This window comes from Teredinibacter turnerae T7901, from assembly GCF_000023025.1.
Lineage (GTDB): Bacteria > Pseudomonadota > Gammaproteobacteria > Pseudomonadales > Cellvibrionaceae > Teredinibacter > Teredinibacter turnerae_B.
The window spans coordinates 820,655-834,504 of the sequence record NC_012997.1; the positions used below are offsets into that span (position 1 = coordinate 820,655).

Here is a 13,850-nt window from a genome sequence, read left to right on the forward strand (position 1 = left end):
TCTTGCTGAGTGTTGGCGTTTTAGCCAAATGAGCCTGTGCAACTCGGGCTCTTTGGCTAATTCAGGCTTTCTGCCGGGCTGGCGTTTGTAAACGGGTAGCTGCGGTAAATGGCTAGCTGAGGTAAACGCTTAGCTGCGGCGAATCTGGCGGCGGTGCTTAGGTCGCGTCATGACATAGGCGCAAGCAATACCCGCCAGTGCGCCAAACAGATGGGACTCAAAAGAAACATGAGGGTCTCTTGGCAGTACGCCAAATACCATCCCGCCATAGAAAAACAATACAAACACCGCGATGAGAATATTCACAAACTTGCGTTCAAACCAGGCCATCGCGATCGATAAACTCCACAACCCGAAGATCCAGCCAGACGCTCCCACGTGGGTTGCCGGGCGCCCGAAAAACCACACCAGCACCCCAGTGACGACAATAATAAACAGGCTGGACATCAGGTAGAAAGAACGCCCCCGCAGCATGCAGAGCAAACTGAACACCAGCAAACCGAATAAATTATTGGTGAGGTGTGCCCAGTCGCCATGAATAAACGGTGCGGTAAAAATATAGGGCAGGGTAGCCGGGTTGCCGGGCTGAATGCCGAATTGCAGCAACCAGCCATTGGTTAGCATATTGACGACGTGTACACCTACCAGCAGTGCGACCAGAGATACGAGCAGACTAAAACGGTTATCCACAAAAGCCCGCCTGTTCTATTGCTGGCAGCAGGGCGACTGTAAACGGTTGAAGTGCTCTATCGCCTGCTTGATAAGGGCAAAGCCTGTGAGGCTGAACAGGGCGGCACCAGGTTGGAACTGGCAGAAGCCAAAGAAACTGGAGATTACCCAAATCATCAGGCTGATGGGCACCGTGGCCGCAATAAACACGGGTATTTCGCCATAAGTCTCGCCTAACCAGTTTCCTGCTGCCACTACCGCACCGAGCGCAACTAACCAGAACTCACCAAACAGAGCAGCCAGCACGAATGCGCTGGCTAAACTGATGATTGCATTCAGGCGAAATACCGATAACTGGGCAGCACGGGAGGTCAGGGCGGCGGGAACAAAGCTTTTCATGAAATCTCCTTGGTGGAAATAACGTCGTCTGCGAATGGGTTTTGAGCTAAATTTTCGCACATAACTTGTGTAATTGGTTGCGAGAACGGATTTGAACATCCAACTCGGCGATTACGGAATTCGGTGTAAAGTTAGGCAAGCGTGCTGAACATTATCACTTTTGAAGGTGAATATTACGCCGCTGTCGACTCTTTACGTGAGAAAAACGCGGTTGGTTTGTTTTCCACAGCGAGGCGGTATCCACCATATATATCAGTTATAGTACTTTTGACTATACTGGCCGGGGTTCCGCCGGAAAGGCCGTTAAGATCATAACCATAAACGACTAACGAGACACGCCTGCCAGAGAGCATTGAACCGCACAGCTCTACTGGCATGCCTGCAATTTTCAATAAGACCACAATAAGAATAGGTGATTAAATGAGTGTATTGAGGGCAGTATTGCTCTGTTCGATCCTGCTATCCGGGGCGGCCTTGGCCAAACCTGCGCAGCTGACATTGAACGATAGCGATTATTTTGAGGCTCAGGGGTTGAACGTGCTGGTGTTCAGCAACTGGTACAACGGTTTGTTCGACGACTCTAAAATAAGTGGGGTCGAAATTATCCACCACGGTGTACGCACGGTAACAAACGGCGATGTACGTTTGCACTCCACGCCAGAACAGTGGGACAAGATTCCCGCGTTTATCGAGCGCAAGGTAGACCGCGAAACCGGCACCATCGAAGCGTTCCTGCATTACCCGGACTACGAATTCAACTATTCGATTCGGGTACAGAGCACAGGCGACGGTGTTCAGATCGCCGTTAACCTGCCCAAAGCCGTGCCGGAGGCACTCGCCGGTAAAGCGGGGTTCAACCTGGAATTTATTCCCTCCGCGTATTTTGAAAAAGGCTTTTTGATCGACGGCAAGCCCGGCGCCTTCCCTGTGTACCCTTCGGGTCGCCGGGAGCTCGATTACCGCGCGCCCAGAGCATTGGCTAAAGGCCACAATCTGGTACTGGGTGCGGGCGATGCGGAGCGTCAAATCAGCATTGCATCCGAGGGCCTCGAGTTGGCACTCTACGATGGCCGCGGCAAAGCCCAGAACGGCTGGTTCGTGGTGCGCAGTGTGCTGCCCGCGGGCAAAACCGGCGATGTGCTGACCTGGAAGCTGAGCGCGAATGTAGAAAAGAACTGGCTGCGCACGCCGGTGATCGGCCACTCGCAGCTCGGGTATCACCCGTCCCAACAGAAAGTGGCGGTGCTCGAACTGGATAAAAATGATCGCAGCAACGATAAGGTCAGCCTCGTGCGCATCAATAACGACGGCTCTACCAAGGTCGTCGCCAAAGGTCGCGCCGAGCCGTGGGGTAGCTACAAGCGCTACAATTATCGCACCTTCGACTTTTCCAAGGTCACCGCAACCGGCCTCTATAAGCTGCAATACGGCAAGGTGGAAACCGCGCCGTTTATGATTGCCGAGGACGTGTACAAAAATGCCTGGCACCCGAGCCTCGATGTTTACATGCCGGTGCAAATGGACCACATGCTGATTAACGAAGCCTATCGCGTATGGCACGGTGCCTCCCACCTGGACGACGCGCTGCAAGCACCGGTTGACCACAAGCACTTCGACTTGTACGCGCAAGGCCCCACCACCGACACGCCATACAAACCAGGCGAACACATTCCCGGGTTAAATGTTGGTGGTTGGTACGATGCGGGTGACTACGATATCCGCACCCAAACCCAGTACCGCACGGTGGAAAAACTGGTGGATGCCTGGGAAACCTTCCAGCCTAAACGCGACGTGACCCTGGTGGATTACCCGCGTAAATATGTGGACCTGCACGTGCCAGACGGCAAGCTGGATATTCTGCAACAGGTAGAGCACGGCGCGATTGCGCTGCTGGCCCAGTTCGATGCGGTGGGCCATGCGATTCCCGGTATTATTGTGCCCACACTTGCGCAGTACACACATCTGGGTGATGGCCTGACCATGACCGACAACATGGTGTACAACCCGAAAATGGGCGAGCTGGAAAACAACGGCAAGCAAAGCGGGGTGTTTGACGATCGCTGGGCGTTCACTTCGGAATCCTCGAAGCTGAATTACGGTTCGGTCTCCGGCCTCGCCGCCGCCAGTCGCGCACTCAAAGGCCACAACGATACCCTCGCCAAAGCCTGCCTGGATACCGCGCTGAAAGCCTGGCGCAAAGAGCAAAACCGCGAACCGGTGGTATTTGATTTCGGCAACACCACGGGCGGCCCACTGGAAAGCGAGCGCTTTGCCGCGGCCGTGCAGCTGCTGCTTACCAGCGGTGGCCAGCAAGAGTTTCTCGACGTGGTGCAGGCCTCGCTGCCGGCCATGGGCGAAAAATTCCTGTTTGCGGTAAACCATATCATGGCGGCTTACCCGTACATGGACGACGCGCATAAACAACAAGTGCGCGCGATGGCGGAAACCTATGCCGCAGAAATGCGCGCGAAGCTGGATGCAAACCCCTACGGCGTGACCATCACGGAAGGCGGCTGGGCCGGTAACGGCTGGGTGATGCTGGAAGCCATGAGCCACTACAAACTGCTGAAAGCCTTCCCGGATTTATTCAGTAAAGAAGATGTGTATCGCGGTATGAACTACCTGCTCGGTACCCATCCGGATTCGGATCGCTCGTTTGTGTCTGGCGTGGGCACCGTCTCTAAAAATGTGGCCTACGGAATGAACCGTGCGAACTTCTCGTTTATTTCCGGCGGCGTGGTGCCCGGCGTATTAATTCTGAAACCCGACCTGCCAGAAAACCGCGAAGACTGGCCGTTCTTCTGGGGACAAAACGAATACGTGGTTAACATGGCGGCTTACTTCGTGTATTTCGCACTGGCCGTTGACGACCTGGCAACCGCACAATAATCGGCGCAACTGACGCGACCAGTTGGCTGGTCGCGTGTTAGCGTGTTAGCAGATCAACAGTGGCTTGGCTAACCTGAGCTGTCTCGAGTAACCAGACCAGATTAACCAGACTAAATTAATGAGTCTAAATTAATCAGTCTAAACAGCTAACGTGTAAACCAAAGGGGCTTCGGCCCCTTTTTTTATGCGGCTCTATTGGCGTCGCTATTATTTGAGTCAACAGCCAAGCTAAAAATATGTGAAATTAAAGAAACGATAGAGAAAAATGGATTTAACTAGCGCATGTTAAAACTGTTTCGACTTATTCTGTTGCGCTAAAATATCGCTATGGAGCGTTAAACTCCCGGGGTCGTTGAAAATGAGAGTATTGATTTTTCTTTTAATGTTACTTCAAGGTTGTACCTCCAACATGTACTTGGGTAGGCACGAAAATGTGAAAGGCGTAAGTAAGTATTCGCCACAGGTGGTAAGGGTCGCAAACCCGGAACACCCAAATTACACTATATTAAAGCAGTCGGGTTTGTTTGAAATTGTAAATGATGATTCCGTTCCTACGGTACTCACGCTACAGGATTCGGAAATTACGTTCAGATGTGGTAATGGTCTTATTGCACCAATTTTCACCCTGGGGATACTTCCTGGGTATTTGAACGCAAGTGAGAATTTTTCGTTTACCTTAGAAAGATCGGGTCGGGTTAATACCGTTGAATACTTTTTGGATGTATACGAAAGGTATTCTATTTGGGAGTGGTTTATAAAGCCGTTTAAATCTTCTGATGAAAAAATTAAGGGCAAGGCGTTATTTGTAGCAAGTAAGGCTAGCCAGTATGGCATCACAACGTTATCAGAAACCGGTACGGAATAAAATGTCTCCGGAGTGCGCCGCTGACGCGCTGCTTTTTTTATTAGAGTATTGAGTGTCATCTTGAAAAATAACTTTATATCACTTTTGTTGGGATTGTTGGGTGTTGGCTGGTTGAGTTTGATGTATGAGTACTTATTCGATTACCTATACATATCAATAGCGTTAGCGCCAAAAGTTGCGTATTGCAAAGCATTGATTGAAACGGATTTATGTCATTTTGTCGCTTACGTAGGGTTGTGGATAAGTGAAATTCCGTTACTTGTGGTAAGTTTTGCGTTGTATTTTGGTATTGCTGTATATATTTTAAAAAATTATCGTTGATACCGTTTTGTTGGCCGTTGGTGATGTTTGGGTATGTTCTATGTTACGAAATTTTGGTTTATTTGGATGGTTTTGAGTTTACGTTATACGGACTTTTATGTGGTATATACCAGGCGCTAGTGGGTGTTTCGGTTATGTATGCTGCGCTTTGCTTGGCAAGGTTATCAACTTAACCGGCATTGCTGTGATCTGTTTTGTGACTGGCCGGGTTTATTTTAACCGAAAGCGCCACTCACGATTTGTGGGAAATTTTAACGGGATTATACCTCAGCAAGGCGCAACGCCGCGTTAAAAAATTATATTGGTTTATGGCTGTCTTGCTTTTCTAATATTTTATGTGCGAATGTTGCTGTTCCTGGTTTTACTAAGGAGCTTCTCCTATGGTTTTGGTATCTAAAAGATACCGATCAGCCCGGCCTTGTGTTCAGTCAGATGGCCGCGATACCCTGGGGAAGGGAGGTCATCTTTTCGCATTCCCGGCAAAAGATAATTTGGTTCATATTTTTAGCGTAATTAAATTGCTGGGTTCTTACGGTGAGACTTCTGCAAGGTCGAAATACAGTATTTTTTATTGGTTTCTAATTTATTACGGGGCAGGCTAAATTTTTTGTTATACGACTATTGCTGGTGAGGTCGGCCCCGTAATTCTTGATCATATGGAGAGTATGCGGTGAAAAAAATTGTATTGATTTTCTTGTTATCTTGTATTGTGTCATGTACGAATGTTGCAGCTCCCGGCTTTGTTGAGGCGCCTCTCTTGGGGGTTTGGTATTTAAAAGATACCGATCGGCCCGGCCTTGTGTTCAGTCAGATTGCCTATATCCACGGAGGGAAAAAGTGCGAAATCAGTATGGAGTTTAATGTTTACGGAAATTATTCTGTAGATTATTGGATCAATACCTGGAAGGTAGAAGACGGGCTATTAATTTCGACAATTGAAGACTCCAGTGTACCCTACATGCAAAAAGGCGAGTTAATAGTCGACGCGATAATGAAGCTAACCCAGGATGAGCTTATCGTGCTAATGGAGGAGACATCAGACTATAGGCCTGAAATTGAGCACCATCTAAAATTAAACGGTGAAGATCCCAATTTACTTTGTAGTATCGTGGAACGTAATTTGGCGTTGTACCATCGCAGAACAAAAAAATGAGCGCATATCCGGCTCGTTCGCTCGCTGGCTATTTATTATCACTAAAGTGCACACTCATTGTCGGTGACTGTTGCTATCACTGCCGTCGCAATCTTGTGTATCTATTTTGCCGTAGCCAGGCGTATTGAAAGCTGTAACGATAGCCGCGCCCCAGCGTTTCCAGTGCGGTGCAAAAAGCCACGAGACCATACCATTTATACTGGTCTACAACCACAGATGACGTGCCTTTGACCGAGTTTGACCGGTCTACGACTGCAGGTGACCCGCCTTTGACCGGGTTTTACCGGTCTCCAACCGCCGATGACCCGCCTCTGACCGAGTTCGGCCGGTCTACAACCGCTGACGACCCGCCTTTGACTGAGTTTTACCGGTCTACAACCGCCGATGACCCGCCTTTGACCGAGTTCGACCGGTCTACAACCGCAAATGACCCGCCTTTGACCGAGTTCGACCGGTCTACAACCGCAGGTGACCCGCCTTTGACCGAGGTTTACCGGTCTACAACCGCCGATGACTCGCCTTTGACCGAGTTCGACCGATCTACAACCGTCGATGACCCGCCTTTGATCGAGTTCGACCGGTCTACAACCGCAAATGACCCGCCTTTGACACAGTTTGACCCATCTCCAACCGTCCATAACCCTATATTTACGACAATGTGGAATCTTGGGTGCCAATGGGCCGCCGTGGCGTGGTTGGGTTATTTACGTCCCGGCTGTTGCGCCCACCAAAGCAAGCCTGTAATCGCACCGCATAATTGAAGCGTCTGTTAAATATATCGGCACACAAATAGCGCTAATTCCAGCGCAAAACCAACATATCAGACTAAACAATCCGTTGTAGCGTAAAAAGCTGTCAATCTCGGCGCATAAAACAACGAAATAATGCTTCGATCGCGATTATCTTGGACGAATATTTGCTCGGAGGAAATATTGGTGTAATGCGATTATTTGCGGTTAGCGAGTGGAAAGCGGGCTTATAGTTTAAAACCCCCGGACATTACTAACGGCCATCGAAAGTAAGGCCGCAGGCCGTGCGGTATTGTGGAGTGTTGAATCGGTTTATGTTGCCGTGCATATCGGCTTTGAGACGTAGTGTAGGGATATAGAAAGGGAAATGGTTCGTGGGTTTATTTAATAAAATGTTAGGCCAAAGAGATACTGCTGATGGACTCGTTAACTTTTATTACAAAACTAGTGGATTCTCTCGCTTGGCCATTAAGTCTGGTTCTCGTCGTGTATATGCTAAAAGACGGAATCTCTAATCTTATCCCCAAACTAAAACAGCTCAAATACAAAGATTTGCAGTTAGATTTTGATCGTTCCCTAAGGAAAACCGAATCGGAAGCAGATTATGCTAAGTTGCCAAAAATCGATGCAGCAAAATCTCAGCCAGAAACTGAACAACAAAAAGAGAAAATTTTATCACTTGCTTTGGAGTATCCAAGTGCAGCTCTCTTTGAATCTTGGGTGCAATTAGAATTAACTGTGGGTAAGGCTTTAATGAATAAAAATATTATCACTGAAGGAGAAAGGAAAAGCCCAGTCTTTTCTAGTTATCGGGGAGCTGAAGTATTATTAGTAGAGCATCCGGCTAAACTAGAAATATTCCGTAGTTTGGAAAGGCTTCGAAATAAAGTCGCGCATGGTGAGGCAGACGATCTTTCAGTTACTTCTGCAGCTGCTTTCGTAGAACTTGCATTTCGGTTAAAGTTATTCATCGACGAAACATGGCCTAACAAAAAGTTCAAGCGTGACCTCGCTAATCGCTCGGCCACTTAACTAAACGTTAAGTAGCCAGAACTTAGAGTTAACCAAAAAAGAAGCAATTTAAATATGGATAAAAATAAGCTTGAATTAGAGAGAGCAATATTCAAGGAAATTGTCGAGGCTGTTCACGACGAGTCAACCCGGATTTCTGACAGTTGCCAACGAGATATAATTCATTTGGTTCGTGACCGAATTCCAGAAGGTATCACTAAAGATACTTTGGATAGAAAGAAGCTAAGGAAACTGGTGATAAAGTTTTCTGAGCAAGCGAAGGAGAACGCGCAAGCACCAATAGATCCAAAGAAACGAGCAGTTGTACGTAGTTCTTTCTTAGGGAAGATAAAAGAATTCCTGAGTGATATTTGGCCATTTGGAGAATAAATTATGGATAGAGAAAGTCGTTCTCAGATTGCCTTCGAGTACGCTAGGGATACCACTAAACAATTAATGGCTCTAGCTACCGGCGTCATCGCGCTAACTGTTACCTTTTCAAAGGATTTCATTGGTACGGTTCCGGAAGAATTGAAATGGTATGTAAATGGTGTTTGGGCGTTACTTTTGATATCAGTCTTCTTTGGGCAAATTTGCCTTATGACTTTAACTGGCATTATGGGTTCTAATAAAAAGCCAGCGCCGGCGTTAAACATCTACAACAAGACGCTCAAGGTTACTTCAATCTTACAGTTTTTGACCTTTTTTTCTGGCTTATTATTTGCGGTAGTGTTTTCAATTTTAGCAACTTAACAAACACATCAAAAATCGCTCCACTACGTTACGCTGGACGTCGCTGACGCTCCGCCTTTTATGTGGGCGTTATAACGCTCTGGTTGCCAGCTTCGGTACAACTCTATAAGAAGGAAAGAAAATGAATGATTTGATTGATGACGAGTTGTTCTTGCAAGTAGAGGAACACTTGAAGTGTAGTGAGCAAAGTTGGCTATTGGGTGCAGGAATAAGTTTCGATGCTAAATTACCGTTAATGTACCCTTTAACGAATAAAGTTAAGAAGGATATAGAAGCTAGTCATAAGAAGTTATATGACGATATTATCACTCCACTGTTTGATGAGCTGCCAGAGCAGTGCCATATAGAGCATGTTCTTAGTCATCTTGGCGACTATGCTGCATTAGCTGAAAGAAATAAAGAAAAGAAAACTGTAATTCGTGGGGTGGAAGTTGAGTTGGCAACCCTAAAGGATGTACATAATAAAATTCTTGAGTCTATCTCAAATGTTATCCGGTGTGGCTATGTTGAGGACAATGATGGAAATACAGTTGAAGAGGGCTCTTTGTCTAAACCAATTGTAGACATCGAAGCACATTTAGAATTTGTTGACACTCTATTTAATCACGCATCCGCTGGTGTTCATGAGCGAAGAAAAGCTGTCAATATTTTCACAACCAACTATGACACTCTTTTAGAAGATGCATTAGCACTAAATAAAATTCCTTATTGGGATGGGTTTGATGGTGGTGCTATAGCCTATCGAAAACAGAAGTATGGAGAACTCATTCCAGCGAACAATCAGCGCGCCAACTTAATTAAAATGCATGGCTCCATAGATTGGTTCCTTTGTGACAAAGGGTATGTATGGCGAGTTAGAGAAAATGATCTATACCCAAAGGCGGACCGTCGGGTTCTAATTTACCCTCAAGCCACTAAATACGTGGCCACTCAGCAAGATCCGTTCTCTACGCAGTTTGACTTATTCAGAAAATCGCTAAATTCTTCCAATAGCAATATGTTAGCGGTGTGCGGCTATAGTTTTGGCGATGATCATATCAACAACGAAATTGAATTTGCGTTATCGAAAGCAGAAAATAAAACAGTATTGCTCGCATTCTTGGAGTGTAGAGATGAAATTCCACCATGTTTAGAAAAGTGGCGTAGCGATAGTTTTGGTTCAAGAGTGATTATCGCATCCATACACGGCCTATATATTGGAAAAGAAGGCCCATTTAAAAGAAAAGACAAAGACGATTATTGGTGGACATTCAAAGGTGTAACATCAGTATTAAAGAACGGATGCGAGGTTTAGTTATGTTTACACCATCTGAAGAGTTGAAAATAGGCCAAGTTGTTGAGGTGTCAGGAACCAATATAAAAGTTGAGATTTCAGATAAAATATCTGAATTAACAAGAACTTTTAATGGTCGTGTTTACCCTATCGGTCAAATAGGTAGCATGGTTAAAATTCACTATGGTCGCAAAATAATTTTTGGCTTGGTAACAATGCTCAGAATGCGATCGGAAGAGTTAATTGAAGCAGGTATGCCTGTGACTTCTGATTCTGATCAGCGTGTAATGGAAGTCCAGCTGTTAGCTGAAGGCAGCTGGAATAATACAAAGTCAATTTTGGCCTTTAAGCGTGGTATTAAAACCTACCCTTTGCCCCAACAAGGCGTATTCCTGCTAACCAACGAAGAAATTTCTTTTGTCTACCGTTCCGCTGAAGGTGCAAGAGATGATGAAGTAGATCCATTAGTTCCCTTTGCAGTTTACAGTGCTTCTGAATCTACAGCCTGTCGAGCTAACATTAATAAAATGTTTGGTATGCATTGTGCGGTTCTTGGATCTACAGGATCTGGTAAGTCAGGTACTGTTGCCGCGATTATTCATAGCGTACTATCGCATAAAAATAATGATAAAGAGCTGTCTCCTCAGATAGTGGTCATTGATCCTCATGGTGAGTATGGTTCAGCCTTTAAAGAGCGAGCCGTACAGTACCGAGCATATGACATAGCGGCAGGCGACGATGGTCAGGAAGAGATAAAGCTACCGTATTGGTTAATGTCTAGTGATGAGTTTACTAACCTAGTTATCGGTAAAACGGAAAGAAGCGCTACCAGTCAAAACAATGTGGTTCAAATAGCTCTCGCTCATGCAAGAATGGTTGCCGCTGGAATTGTCAAACCTTGCCCAAGAAAGTTCGATACAGAGGCCCTTAACCATTTAAAAAATTTTGACGATCCAGATTTATGCGATGGCAAGGATACTTCAGAAATTCTGGAATTCGATCGTGATAAGCCGAGACCATTTTGTCTTGATGAGTTCGAAGCTCATGTTAAGTATATACAGGGTGGAAGATTTAAAAAAGGCACAAAGATTTTAGAGTCACTACCACCATCAGATTCAGGTATGTCCTATGTTTCGGCAGTGTTAGATAAATTAAAAGTTCTGAGAAGAGATACTCGACTTTCATTTATGATGAGGTGTTGGGTTGATAACGATGCTGAAATAAAGCTACATCAAGTTTTGAATCAATTCATTGGCGCACCTAGTCAGGCAGGAAAAGATATTAGAATTATTGATATTTCAGGCTTACCAAATGAAGTTGCAGGCCCGCTTACCGCACTAATTGCTAGGTTGCTTTTTCAGTACAAAGTATTTCAAACTCAAGAAGAGAAAGAGAAGGATCCTATATTATTAGTGTGTGAAGAAGCTCATAGGTATGTTCCAGATCACGGGGAGGCTCAGTACGCATCCGCTCAGGGAGCAATCAGGCGTATAGCAAGAGAGGGGCGAAAATACGGAATTGGTTTGATGCTGGTAAGCCAGCGGCCAGCCGATGTGGACAGCACAGTAATTTCACAGTGTGGTACTTGGGTAGTACTAAGGCTAACAAATTCTGCAGACCAGCAGCATGTCGCTCGATTCTTGCCAGATGGACTTTCTGGCATGGTTGGAGCATTACCCATTTTATCTCAGCAAGAAGCAATTTTTGTTGGTGAAGGTTCGGCTCTACCTTCCAGAGTAAGAGTTAGGGATCTAAAAGAAGAGCAATTGCCGAAATCAAATACGATACCATTTGCTCAGGGCTGGGCGAGTGATCGCCTAGATATAGAAAAGTTGAAAGAGATATCTGAGAGAATGTGCAGTTAGAAGCGCGTTATAACAAGGCACTGCACGCGGATAAATTACTCGCTGCGCTCATAATTTACCGGTGAGTGCGGCGTTGAAGCTGTCGAAAAACTCAAAAAATCATCAAAAACCTGCAGAACAGAAGTTTCTAAAGGGTTAAAATAGACCCCAACGCCGCTTAACGGAGTCTGGCATGGCGCATTACAAACAGGGTAATGATAAACAGGGGAAATTTGTGGCTGTTATTCCCGAGGAACGAATAACAGACGGCAGCTTTGAGGCAACAGTCTCGTTATACGACGCCGGAATAAAAGTAGAATGCTATGACTAACCATACTAAAGTTAAAGAGTTCTACTTGTGGGATTACAATGGGACTTTGTTTCCCATGGATACCTGCAAATGTCTTGTGGAGAATAATTCCTCATCCTTATCAGTTTATATTTCCAAAATTGCCAATCCAAAAGAGACGGATTATTCCTTTCTGTCGCAAGAGACCGTATACGCTAGCAAGGCCGGACACCACCTTCGGAGAACAATGAAGCTTGATCCAGTTGCCGAGTACTATTTATATCAAATGGCGTATAAGAACAGGCGGATATTTAGAAAAAGTAGTAACCCATCAAGAGAAAACTTCGGTTATCGATTTTTCGAAGGACTCCCCGTCGCAATACATGAAAGCTATAAGGAATTTTCGTCAAAAGCTGAGGATCTCAAGTCTAAATACAAATACTTTATCAAGTTCGATATATCAGCTTTCTTTAATTCAATTTATCATCATGATCTGACAAATTGGTTTTCTTCCCAGAAGCCAACTCAAGCCGACATTAATCTCTTTGGCCAATATATGCGCGAAATTAACACAGGCTTCTCAATCGACTTCTTGCCTCATGGGCTTTACCCTTCAAAAATGCTAGGCAGCCATTTTTTATCTTTTATGGATCATTCGGAGCTAATTCGATGTGAGCACATGATTCGTTTTATGGATGATTACATGCTGTTTTCTAATTCTAAAGACGTACTTATTAAGGATTTTCAAACTATTCAAAAAGGACTTGGCCAGAAATCCTTAAATTTGAATACTGATAAGACCGTGCTTTTTTCAGATGTAGAAAAATCCATTGAACAAGAAGTTGATGATATTAAAAGTCAGATCCTGGAAAAGATTTACGTAGGTTCTGGTTCAGGCATGGACTATGAAGAATATGAAGAGGCGGTTAGGAACCTTACAGACTTAGAAGTAGAATATCTTATAAATATGTTAAGTGAGGATGAAGCAACTGACCATGAGGCAAGCCTTATATTAGACTGCATTCACGAGCACTCAGATACCTTTTATGAGTATATTCCAGATTTTATTTACCGATTTCCTCATCTATCAAAGAAGATATACCACAAGTGTGAAGACATACTTGAAATACCTGAATTAACAGAAAGGCTTATTGAACTCGTTGATAGTGGCCGGTATATGAATGAATACCAGCTATTCTGGATCGCGAAAATTTCTGAAAAGCATTTAATGTCCGCTAAGTCTGTAGGAACGCTACTGGCTAAATTATACGAACATCGCGACGCAACTAACATATCAAAAGCCAAAATTCTAGAAATCCCAGAATCAGGGTTTGGCATGCCAGACTGGCGCGAGGTGCATTTAAAAAATGGATCAAGCGGTTGGCTGGCATGGGCTTCAGCGGTCGGAATGAGGTCCGATGCAAAGCAGAGAAAAAATTATCTTCTTGGGTATTTTTCGAAGGTAAGCCCAATGAACAAGCTGATCGGAGATTCTATAATTGCCTTGTAGTCAGCGTAGCTTAGTATCAAGTACCAAGTGCGTCTATTAAGACGCTCGCAAGCTCGTGCCTGTTACACAGGTGTTAATTTTAAGAAAAGATCATATAATCTAAATTGATCAACTGGTTGCTTTTA

At 45.1% G+C, this 13,850-nt stretch carries 12 protein-coding genes and 1 pseudogene; 11 read left to right on the plus strand and 2 right to left on the minus strand.

What is annotated here, in order from left to right; translation table 11 throughout:
• Positions 1–129: 129 nt before the first annotated feature.
• A complete protein-coding gene (locus tag TERTU_RS03390) occupies positions 130–690 on the minus strand; it encodes a rhomboid family intramembrane serine protease (protein WP_015817544.1) in 561 nt (186 codons plus the stop codon).
• 15 nt (positions 691–705) lie between these two features.
• Entirely contained in the window at positions 706–1,068 is a 363-nt protein-coding gene (locus tag TERTU_RS03395) for a hypothetical protein (protein ID WP_015816944.1), read from the minus strand.
• Positions 1,069–1,488: 420 nt separating this feature from the next.
• On the opposite strand from TERTU_RS03395, the gene TERTU_RS03400 reads away from it, so the two are divergent.
• The 11 genes and pseudogenes from TERTU_RS03400 to drt5 all read left to right on the plus strand — a co-directional run bounded on the left by TERTU_RS03400 (position 1,489) and on the right by drt5 (position 13,725).
• Positions 1,489–3,957, plus strand: coding sequence for a glycoside hydrolase family 9 protein (locus TERTU_RS03400; protein ID WP_015818838.1), 2,469 nt, complete (start codon positions 1,489–1,491; stop codon positions 3,955–3,957).
• 358 nt (positions 3,958–4,315) lie between these two features.
• Positions 4,316–4,822, plus strand: a complete 507-nt coding sequence (locus tag TERTU_RS03405) for a hypothetical protein (RefSeq protein ID WP_018015814.1) — start codon at positions 4,316–4,318, stop codon at positions 4,820–4,822.
• Between the two features lie 991 nt (positions 4,823–5,813).
• Positions 5,814–6,296, plus strand: coding sequence for a hypothetical protein (locus TERTU_RS03415; RefSeq protein ID WP_121494651.1), 483 nt, complete (start codon positions 5,814–5,816; stop codon positions 6,294–6,296).
• 227 nt (positions 6,297–6,523) lie between these two features.
• On the plus strand, positions 6,524–7,057 hold the full coding sequence (locus TERTU_RS03420) for a hypothetical protein (RefSeq protein ID WP_228378255.1): 534 nt from the start codon (positions 6,524–6,526) through the stop codon (positions 7,055–7,057).
• 405 nt (positions 7,058–7,462) lie between these two features.
• Positions 7,463–8,077, plus strand: a complete 615-nt coding sequence (locus TERTU_RS03425; protein WP_015820138.1) for a hypothetical protein — start codon at positions 7,463–7,465, stop codon at positions 8,075–8,077.
• 54 nt (positions 8,078–8,131) lie between these two features.
• Positions 8,132–8,446 (plus strand): hypothetical protein, encoded by a 315-nt coding sequence (locus TERTU_RS03430; RefSeq protein ID WP_041590044.1) that lies wholly within the window; start codon positions 8,132–8,134, stop codon positions 8,444–8,446.
• A 3-nt stretch (positions 8,447–8,449) separates the two neighbouring features.
• Complete coding sequence (locus tag TERTU_RS03435) at positions 8,450–8,809, plus strand: hypothetical protein (protein ID WP_041590045.1); 360 nt, start codon at positions 8,450–8,452, stop codon at positions 8,807–8,809.
• A 121-nt stretch (positions 8,810–8,930) separates the two neighbouring features.
• On the plus strand, positions 8,931–10,103 hold the full coding sequence (locus TERTU_RS03440; RefSeq protein WP_015817924.1) for an SIR2 family NAD-dependent protein deacylase: 1,173 nt from the start codon (positions 8,931–8,933) through the stop codon (positions 10,101–10,103).
• Positions 10,052–11,947 (plus strand): ATP-binding protein, encoded by a 1,896-nt coding sequence (locus TERTU_RS03445; protein ID WP_228378310.1) that lies wholly within the window; start codon positions 10,052–10,054, stop codon positions 11,945–11,947. Before TERTU_RS03440 ends, TERTU_RS03445 begins: the two co-directional genes overlap by 52 nt.
• Before the next feature lie 172 nt (positions 11,948–12,119).
• Positions 12,120–12,221: pseudogene (locus TERTU_RS22430) on the plus strand (transposase); the annotation flags it as partial.
• 28 nt (positions 12,222–12,249) lie between these two features.
• On the plus strand, positions 12,250–13,725 hold the full coding sequence (drt5, locus tag TERTU_RS03450) for an antiviral reverse transcriptase Drt5 (protein ID WP_015818776.1): 1,476 nt from the start codon (positions 12,250–12,252) through the stop codon (positions 13,723–13,725).
• Positions 13,726–13,850 lie beyond the last annotated feature (125 nt).